This window comes from Kitasatospora misakiensis (assembly GCF_042656005.1).
Classification (GTDB): domain Bacteria; phylum Actinomycetota; class Actinomycetes; order Streptomycetales; family Streptomycetaceae; genus Kitasatospora; species Kitasatospora misakiensis.
Genome location: NZ_JBHSOF010000031.1, coordinates 78,328 through 101,537 on the forward strand (window position 1 = coordinate 78,328; position 23,210 = coordinate 101,537).

Below are 23,210 nucleotides of genomic sequence, written 5' to 3' on the forward strand. Positions count from 1 at the left end.
ACGACCGCGCACCCCGGTGCGCCGCGTCCGGGCGAACGGTGCCCGCGTTGCGTCCGGTCCGCAGATCGCCGGCTCGATGAAGGTGGGGACGACAGACCGTCATGGCTGAGCACAGGGTCCGGGTCACGCAGGACAGCGCATCCCGTTGGCGGCGCCGCGCCGGCGAGTACGACACGCTCGCGGAGGCCCTGGCAGCCGCCGAACCGGGCGACACGGTGACCGTGCGGCCGGGGACCTTCCGGGAGAACGTGGTCGTGGACAAGGCGGTCACGATCGTGCCCGCCCAGGGCCCCGGCACGGTCCGGATCGACCCGCCGGGCGGGGTGCCGCTGACCGTGACGGCCGCGGCCACCGTCCGCGACCTGGTGATCGAGGGCAGCGACCGGTCCGTCCCCGCCGTGCTGATCACCGGGGAGGAGGCGACGCCCGCCTTCTCCGGCTGCCGGGTGGAGACCCGCTCGGCCGCCGGGATCGAGGTGACCGACGGCGCCCGACCGACCCTCCGGGGCTGTGTGGTGGCCAACCCGGACGGGCTCGGGCTGCGGCTGCGCGGCCCGGGCACCGCGGCCGCGTTCGAGGACTGCGAGGTGGCCGCCGCCGGCCAGGCCGGACTCGCCGTGCTCGGCGGCGCGACCGCCGCCCTGGAGCGCTGCCGGGTGCACCACGCCGCCGGCGCGGGCGTGCTGATCTCCGACCCGGGCAGCGCGGCCGAGTTGACCGGCTGCGAGATCTACGAGATCCGCGGCAGCGGGGTGCAGGCCGAGGCACGCGCCGGCGGCCGGCTGGTCGACTGCGACATCCACCGGGTCACCGGCAACGGCCTCACCCTGGACGGCGAGGCCGAACTCGTGCTCACCGGCTGCCGGGTGCACGACCTGCCGGAGAACGCCGCCGACCTGCGCGGCCGGGCCCGGCTCAGCCTGGTCAACTCCACCGTGCGGGACTTCGGGCGCGGCGCCCTCTCGGTCTGGGACCAGGGTACCGAGGCGAGCGCCGAGTCCTGCGAGATCCACGGCTCGAACGGCGAGTACCCGGCGCTCTGGGTCAGCGACGGCGCCCGGCTCACGCTCACCGACTGCGCCCTGCACGACCTGCCGGACGCCCTGTTCGTCCTCGACCGCGACTCCGCCGCGGTCGCCGAGGGCTGCTCGTTCAGCCGGATCCGCAGCTCGGCGGTGTCGGTCAGCGGCGGCGCGACGGTGACGCTCAGCGGCTGCCGGGTCCAGGAGGCGGGCACCGGGCTGTGGTTCCGCGACCACGGCAGCGGGGGCCTGCTGACCGGCTGCGAGATCTCCGACGTGGCGACCGGGGTGATCGTCACCAAGGGCGCCGACCCGGTGCTGCGGGACTGCACGATCCGGGCCGGGTCAGACGCCGGCGTCTACGTCTCCGCCCAGGGCCGGGGCACCTTCGAGGACTGCCGGGTCTCGCACGGCAAGGGCTTCGGCTTCCACATCATCGACGGCTGCCGCACGGTGCTGACCCGGTGCCGGGCCGAGCAGAACGAGCGGGCCGGCTTCGAGTTCTCCGAGCCCGGCCCGGTGGTGGAGGCCTGCACCTCGGACGACGTGGTGGCCGCCCCGAGCCCGGCCGCCGAGCTCCCCCTCCCGCGCGCCCAACTCGTGGCCGCCGCCACCTCCTTGGCGTCCGCCGCGCCCGCGCCCGCGGTGATCGGACCGATCCCGGACTGCCGGCCCGCCGACGAGGCGCTGGCCGAACTCGACGGGCTGGTGGGCCTGGCCACCGTCAAGCAGGAGGTCCGGACGCTGATCGACCTGATCTCGGTCGGCCGCCGGCGCCGGCAGGCCGGGCTCAAGGCGCCCTCGCTCCGCCGCCATCTGGTCTTCACCGGCGCCCCCGGCACCGGCAAGACGACGGTGGCCCGGCTCTACGGCGAGATCCTCGCCTCGCTGGGGGTGCTGCAGCGCGGCCACCTGGTCGAGGTGGCCCGGGTGGACCTGGTCGGCGAGCACATCGGCTCCACCGCGATCCGCACCGCGGCCGCCTTCGACCGAGCGCGCGGCGGCGTGCTCTTCATCGACGAGGCGTACGCGCTCGCCCCGGAGGACGGCGCCCGCGACTTCGGCCGGGAGGCGATCGACACCCTGGTGAAGCTGATGGAGGACCACCGGGACGAGGTGGTGGTCATCGTGGCCGGCTACACCGCCGAGATGGAGCGCTTCCTGACCGCCAACCCCGGTGTCTCGTCGCGGTTCTCCCGGACCATCACCTTCCCCGACTACTCGGCCGGCGAGCTGCTGGAGATCGCCCGCGCCCAGTGCGCCGAGCACGAGTACGCGCTGGCCGACGCCACCGAGGAGGCGCTGCTCGGCCACTTCGCCACGATCGAGCGCGGCCCGAACTTCGGCAACGGCCGGACCGCGCGGCAGGTCTTCGAGACCATGGTCGAACGGCACGCCATGCGGGTCGCCCACCTCGCCGACCCGTCCACCGAGGACCTCCAGCTGCTCGTCCCCGCCGACCTCCCGGCGCCGCGCCTGCCGTAGCCCGGGGCCGGTCGACCCGGCGCCGGTCGAGGTCTGGTCAGCCCGTCCAGGGGCCGCCGGCCAGGAAGGACTCCAGGACGGCCCGGTAGGGCGCGATGTCGATGCGCTCGCCCGCCAGCCAGTCGTCCGAGTAGTACTTGTCGAGGTAGCGGTCACCCGGGTCGCAGATCAGGGTGACCACGCTGCCGCGCTCCCCCGCCTCCCGCATCTCGGCGACGATCCGCAGCGCGCTCCACAGCCCGGTCCCGGTGGACGCGCCCGCCTTCCGGCCGAGCACGCCGTCCAGCATCCGGACGGTGGCGATCGAGGCGGCGTCCGGGACCCTCATCATCCGGTCGATCGCCCCGGGCACGAAGCTCGGCTCCATCCGGGGCCGGCCGATCCCCTCGATCCGCGAGCCGCTGTCGCACACGGCGTCCGGGTCGTCGCGCATCCAGCCGTCGAAGAAACAGGAGTTCTCCGGGTCGGCGACGCAGATCCGGGTGTCGTACTGCATGTAGTGGACGTACCGGGCGATGGTCGCCGAGGTGCCGCCGGTGCCGGCGGTGGCCACGATCCAGGCCGGCTCGGGGTGCGGCTCCAGGCGCAGCTGGGCGAAGATCGACTCGGCGATGTTGTTGTTGCCGCGCCAGTCGGTGGCCCGCTCGGCGTAGGTGAACTGGTCCATGTAGTGGCCGCCGGTCTCCTCGGCGAGCCGGGCCGAGGCCTCGTAGACCTCGTCGGACCGGTCCACCAGGTGGCACTCGCCGCCGTGGAACTCGATCAGGTCGATCTTGGCCTGGCTGGTGGACTTGGCCATCACCGCGATGAACGGCACCCCGACGAGCTGCGCGAAGTACGCCTCGGAGACGGCGGTGGACCCGCTGGAGGCCTCGATGACCGGCTTGCCGGGGCGGATCCAGCCGTTGCAGAGCCCGTAGAGGAAGAGCGAGCGGGCCAGCCGGTGCTTGAGCGAGCCGGTGGGGTGGGTGGACTCGTCCTTGAGGTAGAGGTCGATGCCCCACTCGGCGGGCAGCGGGAAGCGCAGCAGGTGGGTGTCGGCCGAGCGGTTGGCGTCCGCCTGGACCTTGCGCACGGCCTCGTTGAGCCAGCGCCGGTACTCCGGGTCGGAACGGTCCACGTCGACGGTCGGTTCGGTCCCCATGGCCTGCCACTCTCCTCGTGCGAGTTCTTCGAAGCCCCCCTCCGATGTGCTCACTACGAGTGTACGAGTGTCACGATAAGTAACATTTTCCGAAGCTCCAGGCTCCGCTTATCGGCGGGGCGGCAGGTGAGACCGGGGCGGGCGGGCCGGCCGAGGGACGGCCGGGGTGGCCCGCCCGCTACCCCTGCACCGACTGCGGATCCGCCAGGTACGGGCGCCAGCCCATCTCCGCCGCCCCGGCCAGCGCGCTGTGCGCCAGCTCCGCGCCGACGATAGGCACCCGGCCGCTGCGCCCCCACAGGCTGCGCTCGGCCACGACCGCGCGCAGCCGGTCCGGCGCGGCCTCCAGGAGGTCCAGGTGCAGCCCGCTGAGCACCACCCGGTCCGGATTGAGGATGTTGGCGACCCCGGCCAGACCGAGCCCGAGGCGGTCGATGACGTGTTCCACGGCGGCCCGGGCCCGCTCGTCCTCGGCGGCGGACCGGCAGAGCGCGCGGGCCTGGTCGAGCAGCGGCCGGTCCGGGTCCGGGGTCAGGCCGGCGGCGGCGAACAGCGCGTCCGGGTCGGTTTCGGAGTTGAGGCAGCCCCGGTTGCCGCACTGGCAGGGCCGGCCCTGCGGGTCGACGGTCAGGTGGCCGACCTCCAGGGCGAGTCCGGCGCTGCCGGTGTGCAGCCGCCCGTCGATGACCAGCGCGCCGCCGACGCCGCGGTGGCCGGAGGTGACCAGCAGCAGGTGCCGGGCGCCGCGTCCGGCGCCGTGCCGGTACTCGGCGAGGGCGGCCAGGTTGGCGTCGTTGGCGATCGAGGTGGGCAGCGGGTCGAACGCCCGCGGACCGTGGTCGGCGCGCCCGACCTCGACGTCGTACAGGTCGGCGACGGGCGTGCCGCTGGGCCAGGCGAAGTGCAGCGCGGCGAGCGCGGTGCCGTCCGGTTCGGTGACCGGGTTGGGCAGCGCGAGCGCCGCGCCGAGGCAGCGCCGGGCGGTGCCCCGGGCGAGTTCGGCACCGGCCTCGGCGACGGCGCGCAGCATCCGCACCGGGTCGGTGGCGGCGGGCAGCGGCAGGTGGACGGGCGGGTCGAGGAGCCCGCCGAGACCGGCAAGGGTGACGCTCAGGCCGTCGGCGTGGATCTGTCCGGCGATCACCACCGGGCCGGCCGGGTCGATGGCGAGCCGGTGCGAGGGGCGGCCCCGGCCACCGCCGGCCGGGCGGGAGTCGACCGTGATGAGCCCGAGCGCCTCCAGTTCGGCGGTGACGGCGCCGGCGGTGGCCCGGGTGACGTCCAGGGCGCGGGTGAGGGCCGAGCGGGTCGGGGTCTGGCCGGTGTGGATCAGCTGGAGCGCCGGACCGAGCAGCGTCCGGCCGCGGTCGGGGGCCGCGCGGCGCTGGGTCTCGGGCTGCGCGTCGAGTTCGGCACCGGTCCCGGGCTGCGGACTTGTAGGAGAGAGCTGCACGTCCCTATTCTTACTTTGTGCCGCTCCGAAACAAAATCCGTCCCCATGTCCCCGACGCCCGGCAGTCCCTCCAGTCTCGCAGCACCACCGCGAACATACCCGCGCTCCCCGCCTCCGCCCGCGCCTCCGCCCCCGCCTCCGCCCGCGCCTCCGCCCTGTCCTCCTGGGGCGGCGCGCGGCTCGCCCTCACCGCCTTCTTCGCCGTCGACGGCCTGCTCTTCGCCGCCTGGGTGGTCCGCATCCCCGACGTCCGCAACCAGGTCAGCGCCTCGCACAGCGCCCTCGGGCTCGCCCTGCTCTGCGTCTCGGCCGGCGCCGTCGCCACCATGTCGGCCGTCAGCCGGCTCTGCCTGCGGTACGGCTCCCGGCCGGTCACCGTCGCCTCGCTCACCCTGCTCGCACTCGCCGTGCCGCTGCCCGCGCACACCCACTCGGTGGCGGCGCTCGGCGGCGTCCTGCTGCTCTTCGGCGCCGGCTACGGCGCGGCGAACGTCGCCATGAACAGCGCCGCCGTCGAGATCGTCCGGGACCTCGGGCGCCCCGTCATGCCCAGCTTCCACGCCGGGTACAGCCTCGGCGGCCTGCTCGGCGCCGGCGCCGGCGGCCTGCTCGCCGGCACCCTGACGGCCGCCCAGTGGCTCGCGGCGGCGGGCCTGCTCGGCCTCGCGGTCACCGCGGCCGCCGGCGTCGCGCTGCTGCGCAGCCCGGCCGCGCGACCGGTCGGCACCGCGTCCACCGCGCCCTCCTCCGGCAGCACCGCGCCGTCCGGGACCGCCGCCGGCGCCGGCCGTGTCCTCGTCCTGCTGCTCGGCCTCACCGCGCTCTGCACCGCGTACGGCGAGGGCTCCATCGCCGACTGGACCACCGTGCACCTGACGGACGACGTCCACGCCGGCGCCCAGGTGGCCGCCGCCGGGTACGTGGCCTACGCGCTCGCCATGACCACCGGACGGCTCTGCGGCACCTGGCTGTCCGTCCGACTCGGCCAGCACCGGGTGATGCTCCTCGGCGGACTCACCGCGGCGGCCGGGATGCTGCTGGCCGCGCTCGCGCCGCTGGTGCCGCTCGCCCTCGCCGGGTTCGTGCTGGTCGGGCTCGGCCTGGCCAACATCTTCCCGCTCGCCATTGCCCAGGCCGGCGCCGCCGGCGGCCCGCAGGGCGTCGCCCTCGCCTCGACGCTCGGGTACGGCGGCATGCTGATCGGCCCGCCGGTGATCGGCTTCCTGGCCGACGCGACCAGCCTGCCGCTCGCCCTCACCACGGTGGCGGCGACGGCCGCCGTCGCCGCCGTCCTCCCGCTGGCCGTCCGGCGGCACTGAGCCGCGCTGAGTCGCACAGATCCATCCGCCCTGAGCCGCCCGCCCGACGCACTTGGGGGCGCACCGGGAGGCTCCCCCACGCCGCCGGGGCCCGTGCGAGGATCGCGCCATGACGAACAGCACCGGACCGGTCCAGCTCCTCCGCGCCGCCGAACGTCCGGCCACCGCCTGGCGCAACGGCGGCGGGGTGACCAGGGAGGTCGCCGGGTACCCGGCGGGTTCGGGGCTGGACGACTTCGCGTGGCGGGTCAGCCTCGCCGAGGTCGGGTCCGCAGGTCCGTTCTCCGCCTTCCCCGGGGTGGACCGGGTGATCACCCTGGTCGAGGGCCCGGGGATGGCCCTGACCGTGGACGGCACCGAGCACGTCGTCGACGCGCCGTTCCGCCCGTTCGCGTTCTCCGGCGACGCGGTCACCGACTGCCGGCTGCTCGGCGGCCCGCTGGTCGACTTCAACGTGATGACCCGACACGGCCACGCCACCGCCGAACTGACCTTCGCGACGGAGCCCGGGCCGCTCGTGGTCCCGGCCGGCACCACCGTGCTGCTGGTCTGCCTGTCCGGCACCGCGACCCTCGACGCCACCACCGCCCTCACCCGCTACGACGCCGCCCTCCTCACCACCCCCGCCACCCACACCCTCCACCCCGCCGGCACCACCGCCGTGCTCACCCTGCGCGCCTCCGTCGGCTAGCGAGTACCCGGCTCCACGTCCTCGTCCGCCGCCCCCGGCTCCAGACCGAGAGCGGCGAGCACCCGCTCCACCTCCCGCTCGTCGGCCCCCTCGATCTCGATGTCGCCCGCCACCCGCAGGTCGAGGTGGGCGAACCGGGGGGCCAGCTCGGTCAGGACCTCCAGCGGGTCCCGCTCCGCGTCGGTGTCCTCGATCACCAGCTCCCGGACGGTCAGGCTCTCCAGCTGGGGCAGCAGCGGTAGCTCGGCGAGGACGGCGAAGTCGCCGGCCTCCTCGGGCTCGAAGGTCGCCGCGCCCAGATCGAGGTGCCGCAGCCGGGGGTACCCGGCCGGGTGCAGCTCCTCCAGCTGGGCATTGCTGCTGACGGTGCCGTGGACGTCGTGGTCGATCTCCACCTCCAGGGTGACCAGGCCCGGCGTGGACGCCCCGAACAGGGAACCGTCCGAGAAGACCGCGCCCCTGGTCCGCAGACGCGTCAACTCCTCGTGCACCACGTCGTCGAAGAGGAACGCGCCTTCGAGCTCCAGACTGCGCAGGGCGGGCAGCGCGGGCCAGAGCGCCTAGCCCAGCTCGTGCGGAACCACCGGGTCGTGCAGGTACCGCACGACCTCCAGCGGGCGGCCCGCCGAGGTCCGGTGGAGCTCGAAGAGCGTGTCGAAGTGGTGGCCGAGGTACAGCTCCGCGAGCCGGGGCCGCTGCCGCGCGGCGAGCGCCTCGGCGGCGCGCCCGGCGGAGTGATGGTGGTCCTCCAGGTGCAGCTCCAGCGTGCGCAGTCGCCCGGCGGCGGGGTGGCGCAGCAGCACGTCGACCAGGGCCGCCTCCCACTGCTCGGGGTCGTCCGGGTCGTGGGCGCCGCTGTGCGGCAGCTCCGCCAGGAGCCGGACCACCAGCGCCCGGCGCCCCGGAGCGGTCTCCTCCGCCGGCCGGAACACGGCGTTGTCGAGGAAACCGCGGGACCAGCCGAAACGCCACGACCCGTCGGCCCGGAGGCCGTCCAGCCCGCACTCCCGCTCCACCTGCCGGTACACCGCCACGAGTTCAGCGTCGTCGGCCGGCGCCCCCCGGTGCTCCAGCCGGATCGCCTCCCCCCGCGGATCACCCACCTCGCTCAGCGCCCGCGCGTACCCGAGCCAGTCCGCCCAGTCCTCCGACACCGGCACCGGCACCTCGTCGACAAAGCCCACGCCACTCTCCTGCCCTCGGTTCACGGCAGTATCCCCGCCCCTACTGACACCCCGTCCGACCGGACCGCCGCGCGGGACGTCGGACGGGCCGCCGGGCGCGCCGGACACGACGGCCGCCCGACCCTCGCGGGTCAACCCGCCTGCCGGTCCTCGACGAGGAGCCCGAGCACCACCTCGTCCACGAACTCGCCCATCACCCAGGCCGCGGAGCGCAGCACGCCCTCGCGAACGAAGCCGTTGCGCTCGGCGGCGCGCAGCATCGCGGGGTTGTCCGCCAGCGTCTCGATCTGCAGCCGCCGCAGGCCGCGCACGTCGAAGCCGTAGTGGCACAGCACCGCGACCACGTCCGTCCCGTACCCCTTGCCCCGGGCGGACGGCCGCAGCTCCAAGCCGATGTGCGCGAGACGGTTGTGGTTGTCGATGCCCCAGAGGCTCGCGGAGCCGAGCAGCGCGCCGTCGTCGAGGTCCACGACGGAGAACCGGACGTGCGCCTCGTTCGTGTGGTCCAGCGAGAGCCCGGGCTCCTTCGCCCCGGGCGAGATCGGCCGCCATGGATCGGTGCTCGACCGCGAGGCGTTGGCAACGTCGTCGTGGAGCTCGGTCAGCAGGACCGGGATGTCGTCCTCGTGCCGGGCCCGCAGCCCGACCTTGTCGCCTCGAAGCATGCGAGCTTCCTATCCGACCCGGCGGACCGGCGGCAAACCATTAACGACACCACCGGGACCGGGCCCCCCGGGGTCAGGCTTCGGACTCGCCCGGCAGCCGCAGGTCCCACCCCGCCAGCGCCCGCAGTTGCGCGGCGGTCACGTCGTCCGGCAGCGCCCGCGGCGGCTCGTTGCGGAACGGCGGCTGCCAGCCGTCCTCCGCCGTCCAGCGCCGGACGATCTTCGCCGGGGCGCCCGCCACCACGGCGTGGTCCGGCACCTCGCCGCGCACCACCGAGCCGGCCGCCACCACCACGTTTCGGCCCAGCCGGGCGCCGGGGAGGATCACCGCGCCGGTGCCGATCCAGCTGCCGGAGCCGATCTCCACCGGCTCGTTGCGCGGCCACTGCTTGCCGATCGGCAGGTCGGTGGCCCGGTACTCGTGCGCCTGGTCGGATATGTAGACGCCGGGGCCGGTCCACACGTCGTCGCCCAGCACGATCGACTCGTGGCCGACGATGTGGCTGTCCCGGCCGATCACACAGCCGCCGCCGATCCGCACGATCGGGTCGGGCCCGAGGTCCAGCCCGGGCAGGAAGCCCGCGCTGATGGTCACCCGCTCGCCGATGATCGAGAACGGGCCGATCGTGATCCACTGCTCGTTGAACACCGCGCCGAGCGGGAAGGTCAGCTTCGTCCCCGCGCCGAGCTCGCGGAACCGGTACGGCCCGGGGTTCTCGCTGGACACCGCGCCGGCCCGCTGCACCCACTGCCAGCCCCGGTGGACGAGCCGCCCCGCGGCACGCCGGCCACCCGCCCGGGCGGCGCTGAACAGGGAACGCGCGATCGACATGCGCTCACGTTACCGGCCCGTACGGCCCACCCGGGCGGGAGGCGGCCAAGGTCACACGGCCCGCCCCGACCGTCCGCCGCACTCCCTCGGCACTCCCCCGACCGTCCCCGGCCGCCCGTGTCCGAAAGCCGCCGGTGCCGCCGGACTCCCCGTCCCGTCCTGCCAGACTCCCGGTCATGGAGATCACCGCGCACATCGACGCGCTGCGCCGCGAGGGCGGCCTGCTCGCCGACGCCGCCGCCCGCACCGACCTCGCCACCCCCGTCCCGACCTGCCCGGAGTGGCTGCTGCGCGACCTCGTGCGGCACACCGGCCAGGTGCACCGCTGGGCGGCGGCCCACGTCCGGGACGGGCTGCGGGCCCCGATGGACGAGGCCGGCCGGCAGGCCGCCTGGGGTCCCGAGCCGGACGACGCCGAGCTGGTCGACTGGTTCCGCGCGGGCCACACCGCGCTGGTCGACACGCTCGCCGCCGCCCCGGCCGACCTGGACTGCTGGACCTTCATGCCCGCGCCGAGCCCGCTCGCGTTCTGGGCCCGCCGCCAGGCGCACGAGACGGCCGTCCACCGGTTCGACGCCGACGCGGCGGCCGGCGCCGAGGGGCCGGCGACCGATCCGGAGCTCGCCCTGGACGGCATCGACGAGCTGCTGCGCGGCTTCATGTCCCCCGACCGGGCCCGGGTGCGCGGCGAGCGGCCGCGCACGGTGCAGATCAGCCCGACCGACGGCCCCGGCCGCTGGCTGCTGACGATCGGCCCGGACCCGCTGTCCGTCGAGCTCACCGAGGCCCCGGCCGACCTGACCCTCGCCGGCCCGGCCCACGACCTCTACCTGCTGCTCTGGAACCGGCTGCCCACCGGGACCGGACAGGTGGCCCGCACCGGGGACGCCGCCCTGCTCGACCTCTGGCGCGAGACCGCCCTCGTCCGATAAATCTGCTAGCGCACCCAGCGGGCGGGCCGCTTCTCCAGGAACGAGCGCATGCCCTCCTGGGCCTCCTCCGAGCCGAAGAGCCGCGCCGACAGCTCGACCAACTCGTCGGCGTCCCGCTCGAAGGAGCGCACCACCTCGGCGTTGGCGAGCCGCTTGGACTGCGCGAGGCCCTGTGGCGAACCCAGCCGCAGGGCGTCCAGCAGCCCCTTGAGCGCGACCTCGGCCGCCTCCCGCGAGTCGGCCGCCTGCGTGATCAGGCCGATCCGGGCGGCCTCGGCGGCGTCGAACACCTCGCCGGTGAGGTAGTACCGGGAGGCCGCGCGCGGGTCGAGCTTGGGGCGCAGCGGCAAGGAGATGACGGCCGGCGCGAGCCCGAGCCGGACCTCGGTGAACGCGAAGGTGGCGGCCGGTCCGGCGATCGCCAGGTCGGCCGCGCCGACCAGCCCCAGCCCGCCGGCCCGGACGTGCCCGTCGATGACGGCGATCACCGGCTTGGCGCAGTCCACGATCGCCCGCTGGAGGTCGACCAGCCCACGCGGTCCGACCGTCGGGTCGGCGCCGGTCGCCTCCGAGAGGTCCGCCCCGGCGCAGAACACCTTGCCCGCGTGCGTGAGCACCACCGCCCGCACCTCCGGATCGGCCGCCGCCCCGGCGAGGCCGGCGGTCAGCTCGGCCATCAGCCGGGTGGAGAGCGCGTTGCGGTTGTGCGGCGAATCGAGGGTCAGCGTGGTGACGGCGTCCTCGGTGGAGACACGGACGAAGGGCGCTTCACTGGTCATCGGTGCGGTCCTGCTTTCCGGCTGAGGGTGGGTCGGAACGGACGCCCGCGGCCACGGGTCGGCCACGACGCCCGGACGACTCTGACATGCCCACCCACTGCCGGGCCAGGCCCAGCGACGACTCCGTCCTCCCGGCGGTCGACGCCGCCGTGAGCGCTCAGAGCCGGGAGGTGTCGAGGTCGAGGTCGAACGGCTCCGGCAGCCGGACGGGCGTTCCGAAGGCGTGCGGCCCGTCCTCGACCGCGTAGCCGAGCCGCGTCGGCTCGCTGAAGAGCGTGCAGGCACGGTTCTGCCGGTCGACCAGGAGGTACAGCGGCGCTCCGTACTGGCCGTACCGGCGGCGCTTGACCGTCCGGTCCGTCTCCCCGTTCGAGGGCGAGCTGACCTCCATCACGAGCAGCGTCTGGTCCGGGAGCAGCGCGCCCTCCGTCTTCGCCGCGAGGTCCGCCGGCACGACCGCGAGATCGGGGATGAACCAGTTCTCCGATCCGGGCAGGTCGAGATTTCCGGCCCCCGACACCAGCCCCAGCGCGTCCAGGCGCGGCGTCAGCTGCCGACGGATGACCTCGGCGGCGCTCTCGTGCGCCCATGTCGGCGACATAGGGGTGATGACTCCCTCGATGATCTCGGCGCGGTCACCTGCGACATGCTGGATCGCGTACTTCAGTGCCCGTTCGGGGTCACTCACCGTGCTGTAGTCGCCGGGGAGTTGTGGGGCCGTGCTCACGAAGGCGGTCTCCTTCCCTGCGGGCCGTTCTCGTCACCTGGGGTATGGGGACAGGATACCGTCCGTGAACTCCGTGGTGCGGTGATCAACTGTCCGCCACGATGGGCGCGGTCGTCCCGGAGTAGTCCTAGAGGGGCCGGCGTCTCAGGCCGGGGCCGCGCCTCGGTGGCGGGCCCAGCGGACGGCGGGGCCCATTGCCAGGCCCGCGGCGGCCAGGACGGTGCCGAGCGCGGCCCAGCCGGCCAGGCCGTAGCCGATGACGGCGGTCGAGACGAGGGCCGGGCCGATCATCAGTGAGGCGGAGTTGCCCGCGTTGAAGACGCCCTGGTAGGCGCCGTGCGCGCGTTCGCCGGCCAGGTCGTAGCTGAGTGCCCAGGTGCCGGCCTGGCTCAGGACCTCGCCGACCGCCTGGAGGGCCACGCCGACCAGCACCACCACGGCGGCGAGCGCGGCCGGCGTGCCGTGGGCGAGTCCGAGGACCAGGCAGGAGGCGGCCAGGATCAGCCCGGCGCGGCCGCAGGCCCGGGCGGCGGCGGCCGGGTGCTCGGTGCCCCGGGTGGCGGGCACCTGGAACGCGATGACCAGCACGGTGTTGACGATCAGGGTGCCGGCCACGGTGATCCGGGGCGCGTCGGTCTGCTGGACGATCCAGAGCGGGACGCCGACCTCCAGCATCGCGAACTGCAGGGAGAGCACCGCGCTGAGCGCGGTCACCACCAGGAACGGCCCGTCCCGCAGTGCCGGGTTGCGGTCACGGGCCGGCCGCTCGGCCCCCTTCACCGGCTCGCGCTCCTCGCGCGCGGCCACGGCGCCCGCGCCCACCGCGCCCCGCACCCGCAGCCGGTGGAACAGCACCGCGACCGCCAGGTACGAGGCCGCGTCCGCCAGGATCGCCGTCAGGTAGCCGGTGCGCGAGTCCACCTGGAGCGCGATCGCGCCCACGCCGGTGCCGAGGCACAGCCCGACGTTGGTCACCACCCGGAGGTAGGCCCGGCCGGCCACCCGCTTGTCGGCGGGCAGCACCTCCGCGTAGAGGGCGTTGCGGACGGCGGACGCGCCCCGGTCGGCGGCGGAGACCAGGCAGGCGAGCGCCACGAACGCCGGGTAGCCGTCCACCAGGGTGTAGCCGGCGGTGCCGAGGCCGGTGAGCGCGACCAGTGCCACCAGGATCGGCCGGGCGCCCCAGCGGTCGGCGGCACGCCCGGCGGGGACGCTGGCGACCACGCCGCAGAACCCGGCGGCGGTGAGCGCGAGGCCGAGTTGGGCGGCGCTCAGGCCGAGGAAGCGGGTGAAGAACAGCACGCCGACGGAGAGCGAGAGACCGCTGCCGAGGGTGTTGAGCAGGGTGATCCGGGCGAGCCTGCGCACCATCGGGTCGGGGTGCAGCAGCCGGGACGGCCCGGACGCGGGCGGGGCGGACGGGGGCGGGGCGGACGGGGGCGGGGCGGACTCGGGCAGGACGGACTCGGGCAGGACGGACTCGGGCAGGACGGACTCGGGCAGGACGGAACTCGGCGCGGCGGGCGCCGCCGGTGGGGTGGTCATGTCCCTGATCCCACCCCGGCACCGCCGTCCGGCAGTACTCATTTAGGCTGACCCTAAATCCAGCAGCCCACCGGCGACGGACGACAGGGGACGACCGCGTGCACCGGTTCAAGCTCGACCTGGCCGACCTCGCCACCACCTGGTTCGCCTGCTCGCCCATCCAGGAGGCCGCGCTCAGCCTGCGGATGTGGACGCACCCCGGTCACTTCCCCCTCCAGTCCGCCGCCTTCGAGCGACTGCGCCCCGCCTTCGAACGGCTGGACTCCACGCTGCTGCTCTCCCTGGTGGGCGCCAACCGCTGGATCCCGGACTTCCTGACACCCCGCCCGGCCACCCCGTGGCCGGACTTCCGCACCGAGCTGGCCGCCGTCCGGGCACTGCCGCCCGAGCAGCTGCGCCCCGAACTGGAGCAGACCTTCCTGCCCCACGGCCAGCCACTGCCCCCGGTGCTGGCGGCCGGTCTGGCCGACCCGGACCGGCTGCTGGCGCGGATCGCCGACGCGCTGGAGGAGTACTGGGAGCGCTGCCTGGCGCCCGGCTGGTGGCCGCAGGCCCGGGCGGTGCTGGAGGCGGACCTGGTCTACCGCTCCCGGGTGCTGGCGCAGCAGGGCGCGGCCGCGCTGTTCGCCGATCTCGACCACCGGCTGCGCTGGACGGACGGGGTGCTGTCGATCAACCGCCGCTGGACGGCCTGGGACGGCGAGATCACGGTGGACGGGCGCGGGCTGGTGCTGGTGCCCACCTTCTTCGCCCGGGGCGCGGTCACGATGATCAACAACGACCGCGCGCCGCAGATCAGTTACCCGGCCCGGGGGCAGGCGGGGATGGCCGGTCCGCGGCCGCCGGCGACCCCGCACGCGCTGGAGCAGTTGCTCGGCGCGCCGAAGGCCCGGCTGCTCGTGCTGCTGGCCGAGCCGGCCAGCACCACCGATCTCGCCTACCGACTGGGGGTCACACCGGGCGCGGTCAGCCAGCACCTGGCGGTGCTGCACCGGACCGGGCTGGTGACCCGTGCCCGGCACGGCCGTTCGGTGCTGTACGGCCGCAGCCCGCTCGGCGACGAGCTGTCCGGCCACACCCGCCGCGGCTGACCGCCGCCGACCGATCGTCGGTTCCACGCACGCCGGGTCCGGCGGGGTGTCACCCCCCGGACCCGGCATCACGGCCTCAGCGCGAGGCCAGCGCCGCGAGGCGGCGGGCCGAGCGGTACTGCCGGACCACCTGGGCGAAGGTGGTGTGGCCCTGGGTGGTCCGGGCGAACGCCCGCCAGGCCGGGTTGATCAGGCAGACCGCCGCGTGGAACAGGTACGGCCGGCGCTCGAAGGCGGTCAGCATCTGCTTGCCGGCCCGCATCTCCACCCCCAGGCCCGCCTTGATCGCGAAGGCGTAGTTCAGCGCCTCGCGCCGCACCTCCGCCGCCGTGCCCGACTCGGCCACCTTCACCGCCCACTCCCCGGCCAGCCGGCCCGAGCGCAGCGCGTACGAGATGCCCTCCCGGGTCCACGGCTCCAGCAGCCCGGCCGCGTCACCGGCCACGAGGACCCGGCCGCGCGACAGCGGCGAGTCCTCGGCCCGGCAGCGGGTCAGGTGCCCGGACTCCACGCTCGGCTCGAACCCCGCGAGGCCCAACTGCCGGATGTAGTCGGCCAGGTACTGCTTGGTCCGCTCGCCGTCGCCGCGCGCCGAGATCACCCCGACGGTCAGGCTGCTGGACTCGGTCTTCGGGAACACCCAGCCGTAACTGCCGGGCAGCGGACCCCAGTCGAGGTGGATCCGGCCGGCCCAGTCGGCGGCGACCTCCGCCGGGACGGGGATCTCCGCCTCCAGGCCGAGGTCGATCTGGTCGAAGGAGACGCCGACGTGCCGGCCGATCCGGCTCGCGCTGCCGTCCGCGCCGACCACCGCGCGGGCCTCGAAGCTGCGCCCGTCGGCGGCGGTGACCAGGGCCGTGCGGTGCTCGCCGCCGCGCTGCTCGACCCCGGTGACGGTCACTCCGGTGACCAGCACCGCGCCGGCCTGCTTGGCCGCCTGCACCAGGCGCAGGTCGAACTCGTCCCGGTTGACCAGGCCGAACAGCATCTGCTTCGAACGCCTCGTCCGGGTGAACCGGCCGCAGTACGCGAAGGTGACGGCGTGCACCCGGTCCTGGAGCGGCAGTCTGAAGTCCGGCGGCAGGCTGTCCCGGGACGGGCCGATGATGCCGCCGCCGCAGGTCTTGTACCGGGGGTGCTCGGCCTTGTCGAGCAGCAGCACGCGTCGGCCCTGGGCGGCGGCGGCGTACGCGGCGGAGGAGCCGGCCGGACCGGCACCGACCACGACGACGTCCCAGACGCCGTCCAGCGGGTCCGGCCGGTCCGGCCCGGCGGCCTCGGCGTCGAGCGGGCTACGAGAATCGGGGCTTCCGGAGTCAGTCACGGGCAGCAATCCTATGCCGCCGCTCGCGCCGACGTCGGCCGCACCGCACCGAACGCGCGACCGAATTCGGGCCGGAGTGCGCCGGAGCCGCCCCGGTCGGACGAGGGAGCGGGCGCCGGGGGCCGCTCCCCCACGGCCCTCCGTTCGAGTCCGCCTATGATCGGCGTTACCCCCCGTCAACGGCCGTCCACCCGCCCCCCCCCGGACGGACCACCCCTACCCGGAGCACACCCGATGTCGCAGCAGCCCCTGGCCGACGCCGTCCGGTCCCTGATGGACCGCACCCGTACCGATCTCGCCGAGCTGGTCGCCTTCCCCTCGGTCGCCGACCCGCGTCAGTTCCCCGTCGAGGAGTGCGAGAAGGCCGCCCGCTGGGTCGCCGACGCCTTCGCCGCCGAGGGCCTGACCGGCATCCGGCTGCTCGACACGCCCGACGGCACCCAGTCCGTCTACGGCGAGCTGCCCGGCCCGGCCGGCGCCCCGACGGTGCTGCTCTACTCGCACTACGACGTCCAGCCGCCGCTCGACGAGAACGCCTGGCTCAGCCCCGCCTTCGAACTGACCGAGCGCGACGGCCGCTGGTACGGGCGCGGCGCCGCCGACTGCAAGGGCAACATCCTCATGCACCTGACGGCCCTTCGGGCGCTGCGCCAGGTGGACGGCGGCTACCCGGTCGGGCTGAAGATCATCGTCGAGGGCTCGGAGGAGCAGGGCACCGGCGGCCTGGAGCGCTACGCCGAGGCCCACCCCGAACTGCTCGCCGCCGACGTCATCGTGATCGGCGACACCGGCAACTTCGCGGCCGGCCTGCCCACCGTCACCGCCTCGCTGCGCGGCATGACCGTGGTCGAGGTCTCGGTCCGCACGCTGGCCGGCAACCTGCACTCCGGCGCGTTCGGCGGCGCCGCCCCAGACGCGCTGCAGGCCCTGGTCAAGGTGCTCGCCTCGCTGCACGACGAGCACGGCGACGTCGCGGTGGCCGGCCTGACCACCGACCAGACCTGGACCGGCGTGGCGTACCCGGACGAGCAGTTCCGCGCCGACGCCAAGGTGCTGGACGGCGTCGCGCTGACCGGCACCGGCAGCGTCGCCGACCGGATCTGGGCCCGCCCCTCGGTCACCGTCCTCGGCATCGACGCCCCGCCGGTGGTCGGCGCCACCTCCTCCGTCCAGGCCTCGGCCAAGGCCTCGGTCAGCCTGCGCGTGCCGCCGGGCACCGACACCACGGCCGCCCAGGACGCGCTGATCGCCCACCTGGAGGCCCAGGTGCCGTTCGGCGCCCAGCTCACCGTGGAGCGGCGGGGCAACGGCGCGCCGTTCAGCGCCGACACCTCCGGTCCGGCGTACGAGGCGATGGGCGAGGCGATGGCCGAGGCCTTCGGCACCCCGATGGTCGCCTCCGGCGAGGGCGGCTCGATCCCGCTCTGCAACACCCTGCGCACGCTCTACCCGGAGGCCGAGATCGTGCTGATCGGCGTCGAGGAGCCGACCACCCAGATCCACGCGGTCAACGAGAGCGTGGACCCGCTGGAGCTGGAGCGGATGGCGCTCACCGAGGCGCTCTTCCTGCGCCGCTACGCCGAGCTGCGCTCCGTCTGACCCGACGCCTCCCCCGACCGGCCGGTCCGACGCCGGTCCGCCCGGTCGGGGGAGGTGCGCCCGCCCCGCGCTACCGCACGCCCGCGCGTCCCGGGACCTCGGCGCCCCGCTCGCACTCCCCGCGCCACCCCGTTCCCCCCATGCGCCGTCCGCCGCTACCCCCGCGCCTTCCGCACCCCGGCCGAGCCGGCCGCCCGGCCCGCACCCCCGCGGACCCCCGCCACCGCCGCCCGGGCCAGCGCCCACCCGACCGCCCCGACCGCGAGGCCGGCGCCCGCCCCGAAACAGAACTCCGCCAGCGGCCCGCGCCGCAGGGGCACGAGCCGGTGCACCACCCCCGCCGCGGTGGCCGCGCCCAGCACCACCGCACCCGCCCGCCGCGCCCGGCCCGACAGTTCGACGGCCGGCCGCACCGGCTCCACCGACCGGGCCGCCCGTACGGCGTACCCCGCCACGGCGGCCAGTCCGACCGCCGAGGTGCCGTACTGCAGCACCTCGTACAGCGGCGGCCCGCCCGCGAGCGGCCGGTCCAGCACCGGGAACAGCCGGACGCCGAGCCGCCCGTGGTGGGTGAAGGCGTCCCAGCCGACATGGCTCGCCGCGCCGACCGCCGCCGAGGCCGCGAACCACGCGAGGTCCGCCCGCGCGGGCCGGCCCGGGACGGCCCGCCGGACCGTCAGCGCCTCGGCCGCACCGGCCCACGGCGGCGGCAGCAGGGCGACCAGCGGCCCGCGCAGCAGCCCGTGCCAGCCCGCGACCAGGGCGGCCGCGATCGCCACGTCCACCGTCGGCACCGCCCACCAGCGGTGCGTCACCCCGCCGTGCCGGTAGACCCCGGGCAGCAGGGACTCGGCGAAGAACGGCACGTCCGGCGCCATCGAACCGGCGACCAGCGCCGACGCGACCAGCGGTCCGCGCTCACCCGCCGCGCGCAGCAGGGGCAGGACGGCGGCCGGATGGCTCAGTGTGAACGGCATGCCCACATCCTGCCGCCGCCCGACCGGGGCCACCGAATCGGACCCGACCGCAGCCCCGACCACGGCCCCGGCCCCGGCTCAGGCCGCGTCGGCCGTCGAGGCCAGCCCCACACCCGCCCGGCGCCCGGCCTCCAGGTACCGCAGCTCCCCGCAGCGGCGGGCCTCCAGCGCCGCGGCCAGCCGCCGGTACCGGCCGGGCGGCAGCAGCCCGGAGGCCTCCTCCAGGCTGACGAACCGCCAGCTCCGCAACTCGTCCTGCTGGAGCAGCAGCCCCTGCCGCGCGGTGGCGTCCAGCAGTCCGCCGTCGTAGACCAGGCGAAGACCGCCCCGGCGCGGGCCGGTGCGCGGCTCCCAGTCGACGGCGAGCAGCCGCAGCACGGCCGGGTCGAGTCTCAGTCCGAGCTCCTCGGCGGTCTCCCGCAGGGCGGCGTCGGTCGGCGCCTCGCCGCGTTCGACCACCCCGCCGGGGAACTCCCAGTCCGGTTTGTAGACCGGGTCGACGAGCAGCACCCGGTCCTCCTCGTCGAAGAGCAGGACGGCCGCGGCCACGGTGTCGCCGGTCGGGTCGGGGGTCTGCACGATCGGGCAGCGGGCCGAGCCGTCGCGCACCAGCTGGGCGAGTTTGACGGCGGTCTCGCGCGGGGTGAGGCCGGAGGTGTCGACGAGCCGGGCGTCCCGGCGCAGCCAGCGGCGGGCGGCGAGGTAGCGCGGCACGTGCTCCAGGCACCACTGCCGGATCCGCTCGCTGCGCTCCGGGTCGTCGGGAAGCTCCTCGCGTCCGGCGATGCGCCCACGCAGGATCGTTTCTTCAGGGTCCAGGACGAGGTGGTGCACGGCGATGCCGTTCGAGGCCAGCGAGCCGAAGATCTCGTCCCGGTAGTCCTCCCGCAGCAGCGTCATCGGGACCACCAGCGGCCCGGGGACCTCACCGAGCAGCGCCGCCGCCGTCTCGGGGACGAGCCGGCGCCAGGCCGGCAGGTCCTGGAAGTCCGACACCACCGCCATCCGGTCGGCCGGAAGCATCGTGCGCAGCCCGAACCCGACCAGCTCGGGATCGAACAGCATGCTGCCGGGCAGTAGTTCCACCAACTCGCGGCAGGCGCTCGTCTTGCCCGCCCCGAACGTGCCATTGACCCAGACGATCACGTACGTCCCCCGTTCTCGACCTCCCCCGGTACTGTTCGCACCGGGTGGCGCCCCCGTCAGTCGAACCAGCGCCACCCGTGGTGGTACCCCCGCCGCGCCGGTCCCCATACCTCCACGCGGGCCCGGCTCCTGGCGGTTCCCGGTTCCGTTTGACAGCGGCATGTGCCCAGCTCAGAGGGGATGGCGCGGGAGCCCCGCGACCTGCGGCGCGCCGGAGCGCGCACCCCCGGAGACCGGAGTCCGACACCCGGCCGCGCGCCCCTTCCGCACCCCGTACGCCCCGCCGCGCGCACGCCCGCCGGCCCGACCGCCCCGCTCTCCTGACCACCCGCCGCCGCACGCGAACCGGCGCCCGGACCGCCGTGGTCCGGGCGCCGGGCGACGGCACGCGCAGGCGTCAGGGCCGGCCCATGTGGGTCGGGTAGTAGCCGCTGCTGATCCCCGAGATCCGGATCAGCGTGCCGGGCCGGGCGGCCTCCACGTACTGGTTGTTGCCCAGGTAGATCGCCACGTGGTGGATGCCCCGCGCGGAGCGGTCGTCCGACCAGAACAGCAGGTCGCCGCGCCGCAGCTGGGCGGCCGTCACCGGCGTGGTGGCCGCGTACTGGTCGTTGGCGACCCGGGGCAGCTCGATGTCGCCCCGCCGGAAGGCCTGCTGGACGAGGCCCGAGCAGTCGTAGCCGTCCGGACCGTTGCCGGCCGTCTTGAACGGCTTGCCCAGCTGCGCGAGCGCGAACTGCACCGCCGCCTCGACGTCACCGTCCGCGACCGGCGCCGCCGAATCGGCCGAGGACGAGGAGGAGCCGGTGGAGGAGGCCGTGTCCGACCCCCCGGTCCGCGCCAGGTAGATGTCGTAGTGCGTCGTCCAGCGCCACTCCCCCTTGCTGTTCTTGAACCAGTACCGCGACCCGTCCCACCCCTGGGTGATCCCCCCGGACGACCCGGTCGTCTTCGTGGCGGAGGTGCCCGAGGTCGAGGCCGACCCGCCGGTCCGCGCCAGGTAGACGTCGTAGTGCGTCGTCCAGCGCCACTGTCCCTGGCTGTTCTTGAACCAGTACCGCGACCCGTCCCACCCGGCGTGGGCCGGCGCCGGCTCGGCCGCCGCGGTCCCCACGCTCGTGCCGAGGCCGATCACGCCGGCACCGGCCGCGATCACGGCCACCATGCCTATCCCCCGGCGGACCCGCGCGGCCCGGGAGGGGCGGGAGGGGCGGGCGCCGCGCGCCGGCCGGGAGGAGGTGGCGGCCGTGGACTGCCCGGTCGCGTCGTCGGCGGCACCCGGTGCGCCGGTGTTGACGGTCGTCATGCTGCTGTCTTCCTTCGCTGATCGCGCCGATCACCCCGGTCGCGCTGAAGGTGATCGCTGAACGGTGGACGCGGTGCGCGGGGCCCACCGGGCCCCGCCGCGCCGCTTGTCACCGTAGGCACGCGTCCGCTCACAGCGCGCAGTGGAGTGCGCCAAAGGAAGGCTCACGGAAGGTGAGCGACCGTCACCCGACCCGGCGCCGGGTGACCGCCCGTCACCCGTGTGCCGAGTCCGCCAGCAGCTGCTTCTTCAGCACCTTCCCCAAGGCGTTCCTGGGCAGTTCGGGTACCAGCACCACCCGGCGGGGCCGCTTGTGCACCGAGAGCCGCTCCGCCACGAAGTCCGTCAGCTGTTCCCCCGTCACGGGACCGTCCGGGACGACGTACGCCACGATCGCCTGGCCGAGGTCCTCGTCCGGCGCGCCGACCACGGCCGCGTCGGCCACCGCCGGGTGGTCGCGCAGCGCCGCCTCCACCTCGCCGGCGCCGATCCGGTACCCACCGCTCTTGATCAGGTCCACGGAGGCGCGCCCGACGATCCGGTGGAAGCCGTCGGGGCCGATCACCGCGACGTCCCCGGTCCGGAACCAGCCGTCGGCGGTCCACGCCTCGGCATCGGCGTCCGGCCGGTTGAGGTACCCGCGGAAGAGGGTGGGCCCGGCGACCTGGAGTTCGCCGACGCTCTCGCCGTCGTACGGGACGGGCCCGCCGTCCTCGCCGACCAGCCGGGTGCGCACCCCGGCCACCGGCAGGCCCACGCTGCCCGGGCGGCGCTCGCCGTCGGCGCGGGTGGAGACGGTGATCAGCGACTCGGTCATGCCGTACCGCTCGATCGGGGCGTGGCCGGTCAGCGCGGCGAGCCGCTCGAAGACCGGGACGGGCAGCGGGGCGCTGCCGGAGACCAGCAGCCGGGCGGAGGCCAGCCGGGCGGCCGCCTCCTGATCGGCCGCCAGCCGGGACCACACGGTCGGCACGCCGAAGTAGAGGCTGCCGCCGGCGGCCGCGTACCCGGCGGGGGTGGGCCGGCCGGTGTGCACCAGGCGGCTGCCGGTCCGCAGCGCGCCGAGCACGCCGAGCACCAGGCCGTGCACGTGGAACAGCGGCAGGCCGTGCACCAGGGTGTCCTCGGCGGTCCACTGCCAGGCGTCGGCGAGCGCGTCGAGGTCGGCGGCGACGGCGGAGCGGCCGATCATCGCCCCCTTGGGCGCGCCGGTGGTGCCGGAGGTGTAGAGCAGGAAGGCGGTCGCCGCCGGGTCCGGCTCGGCGTACGTGGTGGCGGAACGCTCGCCGAGGTCGACCGGGAGCCCGGCGACGCCGGCGTCCTCCGGCGGGGTGTCGGCGGCGGCGTGGGCCAGCAGGGCGGCACCGGAGTCGCGCAGGATGTGCGCGCGCTCCTTGGGCCCGGAGTCGGGCGGCAGCGGGACGACCGGGACCCCGGCGAGCAGGCCGCCGACCACCGCCACCACGGTCTCGGCGGTGGACCGGGCGAGCACCGCGAGGGCGGGGGCGCCGGCCACCCGGTCGGCGACGGCGGTGGCCGCGCCGAGCAGCTGCTCGCGGGAGAGCCCCGGTCCGTCGGAGATCCGCAGTGCGTCGGCGGAGTCGCCGGAGCCGCCTTGAAGCGCCGTCAAGAGTGTCATGCGTCTGCCCTCGCCCCTGTCCACGATGTCCACGGTCAGCTGTGCGCTGTGCTGTGAGCTGTGCGCGACGGCCTGCGGGAATCCTCGGGGATCCGCGACCGGCGCCGCCGACCGACTCTACGGGTCACCGGCCGGCGTCCGGGTGGCAGGGCGAAGGACGGCGGGGGCGCGCCCGGGGAATTCCCGGACGCGCCCCCGCGCCGTGCTGCCTCCGCGGATCAGGCCTTGCGGGCCTTGACCTCGGCGGTGAGCTGCGGCAGGACGGCGAACAGGTCGCCGACCACGCCGTAGTCGACGAGCTCGAAGATCGGGGCCTCGGGGTCCTTGTTGACGGCCACGATGGTCTTCGA

Annotated in this window: 20 protein-coding genes and 1 pseudogene; 6 read left to right on the plus strand and 15 right to left on the minus strand. The window is 75.3% G+C overall.

Annotation, left to right across the window (positions count from 1 at the left end):
* The first annotated feature begins 101 nt into the window (after positions 1–101).
* Positions 102–2,507 carry a right-handed parallel beta-helix repeat-containing protein gene (locus tag ACFP3U_RS22675; RefSeq protein ID WP_380227447.1) on the plus strand — a complete coding sequence of 802 codons (2,406 nt, stop codon included), beginning with the start codon at positions 102–104 and terminating at the stop codon, positions 2,505–2,507.
* A gap of 37 nt (positions 2,508–2,544) precedes the next feature.
* Here ACFP3U_RS22675 and ACFP3U_RS22680 read toward each other — a convergent pair whose 3' ends face one another.
* Positions 2,545–3,651: a PLP-dependent cysteine synthase family protein gene (locus tag ACFP3U_RS22680; RefSeq protein ID WP_380227448.1), complete on the minus strand. Its 1,107-nt coding sequence runs from the start codon at positions 3,649–3,651 to the stop codon at positions 2,545–2,547.
* Between the two features lie 178 nt (positions 3,652–3,829).
* Complete coding sequence (locus ACFP3U_RS22685; RefSeq protein ID WP_380227471.1) at positions 3,830–5,005, minus strand: ROK family protein; 1,176 nt, start codon at positions 5,003–5,005, stop codon at positions 3,830–3,832.
* Between the two features lie 116 nt (positions 5,006–5,121).
* On the opposite strand from ACFP3U_RS22685, the gene ACFP3U_RS22690 reads away from it, so the two are divergent.
* Positions 5,122–6,423 carry an MFS transporter gene (locus ACFP3U_RS22690; protein ID WP_380227449.1) on the plus strand — a complete coding sequence of 434 codons (1,302 nt, stop codon included), beginning with the start codon at positions 5,122–5,124 and terminating at the stop codon, positions 6,421–6,423.
* Between the two features lie 109 nt (positions 6,424–6,532).
* Entirely contained in the window at positions 6,533–7,114 is a 582-nt protein-coding gene (locus ACFP3U_RS22695) for a HutD/Ves family protein (RefSeq protein WP_380227450.1), read from the plus strand.
* Here the strand turns inward: ACFP3U_RS22695 and ACFP3U_RS22700 are convergent.
* The 4 genes from ACFP3U_RS22700 to ACFP3U_RS22715 form a co-directional block, all read right to left on the minus strand.
* Complete coding sequence (locus ACFP3U_RS22700) at positions 7,111–7,593, minus strand: hypothetical protein (protein WP_380227451.1); 483 nt, start codon at positions 7,591–7,593, stop codon at positions 7,111–7,113. The two genes, ACFP3U_RS22695 and ACFP3U_RS22700, sit on opposite strands and share 4 nt — an antisense overlap.
* Before the next feature lie 81 nt (positions 7,594–7,674).
* A complete protein-coding gene (locus ACFP3U_RS22705) occupies positions 7,675–8,298 on the minus strand; it encodes a hypothetical protein (RefSeq protein ID WP_380227452.1) in 624 nt (207 codons plus the stop codon).
* Positions 8,299–8,429: 131 nt separating this feature from the next.
* The gene (locus ACFP3U_RS22710) at positions 8,430–8,963 is read right to left on the minus strand and encodes a GNAT family N-acetyltransferase (protein ID WP_380227453.1); all 534 of its coding nucleotides are present in this window, start codon (positions 8,961–8,963) and stop codon (positions 8,430–8,432) included.
* Positions 8,964–9,036: 73 nt separating this feature from the next.
* Complete coding sequence (locus ACFP3U_RS22715) at positions 9,037–9,795, minus strand: acyltransferase (protein ID WP_380227454.1); 759 nt, start codon at positions 9,793–9,795, stop codon at positions 9,037–9,039.
* A gap of 176 nt (positions 9,796–9,971) precedes the next feature.
* Between ACFP3U_RS22715 and ACFP3U_RS22720 the strand changes: the two genes are divergently transcribed.
* Positions 9,972–10,727, plus strand: a complete 756-nt coding sequence (locus ACFP3U_RS22720; RefSeq protein ID WP_380227455.1) for a maleylpyruvate isomerase family mycothiol-dependent enzyme — start codon at positions 9,972–9,974, stop codon at positions 10,725–10,727.
* 5 nt (positions 10,728–10,732) lie between these two features.
* On the opposite strand, the gene ACFP3U_RS22725 is transcribed toward ACFP3U_RS22720, so the two are convergent.
* From ACFP3U_RS22725 to ACFP3U_RS22735, 3 genes are all read right to left on the minus strand, one after another.
* On the minus strand, positions 10,733–11,506 hold the full coding sequence (locus ACFP3U_RS22725; RefSeq protein ID WP_380227456.1) for an enoyl-CoA hydratase family protein: 774 nt from the start codon (positions 11,504–11,506) through the stop codon (positions 10,733–10,735).
* A gap of 157 nt (positions 11,507–11,663) precedes the next feature.
* Positions 11,664–12,233 (minus strand): Uma2 family endonuclease, encoded by a 570-nt coding sequence (locus tag ACFP3U_RS22730; RefSeq protein ID WP_380227457.1) that lies wholly within the window; start codon positions 12,231–12,233, stop codon positions 11,664–11,666.
* A 144-nt stretch (positions 12,234–12,377) separates the two neighbouring features.
* Complete coding sequence (locus tag ACFP3U_RS22735) at positions 12,378–13,778, minus strand: MFS transporter (protein ID WP_380227458.1); 1,401 nt, start codon at positions 13,776–13,778, stop codon at positions 12,378–12,380.
* Between the two features lie 98 nt (positions 13,779–13,876).
* Between ACFP3U_RS22735 and ACFP3U_RS22740 the strand changes: the two genes are divergently transcribed.
* Positions 13,877–14,869: an ArsR/SmtB family transcription factor gene (locus tag ACFP3U_RS22740; RefSeq protein WP_380227459.1), complete on the plus strand. Its 993-nt coding sequence runs from the start codon at positions 13,877–13,879 to the stop codon at positions 14,867–14,869.
* A gap of 76 nt (positions 14,870–14,945) precedes the next feature.
* Here the strand turns inward: ACFP3U_RS22740 and ACFP3U_RS22745 are convergent, their stop codons facing one another.
* Positions 14,946–16,193: a geranylgeranyl reductase family protein gene (locus ACFP3U_RS22745; RefSeq protein ID WP_380227460.1), complete on the minus strand. Its 1,248-nt coding sequence runs from the start codon at positions 16,191–16,193 to the stop codon at positions 14,946–14,948.
* Between the two features lie 234 nt (positions 16,194–16,427).
* On the opposite strand from ACFP3U_RS22745, the gene ACFP3U_RS22750 reads away from it, so the two are divergent.
* The gene (locus ACFP3U_RS22750; RefSeq protein WP_380227461.1) at positions 16,428–17,792 is read left to right on the plus strand and encodes a dipeptidase; all 1,365 of its coding nucleotides are present in this window, start codon (positions 16,428–16,430) and stop codon (positions 17,790–17,792) included.
* Positions 17,793–17,947: 155 nt separating this feature from the next.
* Here the strand turns inward: ACFP3U_RS22750 and ACFP3U_RS22755 are convergent, their stop codons facing one another.
* The 5 genes and pseudogenes from ACFP3U_RS22755 to ACFP3U_RS22775 form a co-directional block, all read right to left on the minus strand.
* The gene (locus tag ACFP3U_RS22755) at positions 17,948–18,769 is read right to left on the minus strand and encodes a DUF4184 family protein (protein WP_380227463.1); all 822 of its coding nucleotides are present in this window, start codon (positions 18,767–18,769) and stop codon (positions 17,948–17,950) included.
* A gap of 78 nt (positions 18,770–18,847) precedes the next feature.
* The gene (locus tag ACFP3U_RS22760; RefSeq protein ID WP_380227464.1) at positions 18,848–19,915 is read right to left on the minus strand and encodes an NUDIX domain-containing protein; all 1,068 of its coding nucleotides are present in this window, start codon (positions 19,913–19,915) and stop codon (positions 18,848–18,850) included.
* 397 nt (positions 19,916–20,312) lie between these two features.
* Positions 20,313–21,221 (minus strand): C40 family peptidase, encoded by a 909-nt coding sequence (locus tag ACFP3U_RS22765; protein WP_380227465.1) that lies wholly within the window; start codon positions 21,219–21,221, stop codon positions 20,313–20,315.
* Positions 21,222–21,435: 214 nt separating this feature from the next.
* Complete coding sequence (locus ACFP3U_RS22770; RefSeq protein ID WP_380227466.1) at positions 21,436–22,860, minus strand: acyl-CoA synthetase; 1,425 nt, start codon at positions 22,858–22,860, stop codon at positions 21,436–21,438.
* Positions 22,861–23,078: 218 nt separating this feature from the next.
* Positions 23,079–23,210 (minus strand): annotated as a pseudogene (locus tag ACFP3U_RS22775) (electron transfer flavoprotein subunit alpha/FixB family protein); the annotation flags it as partial.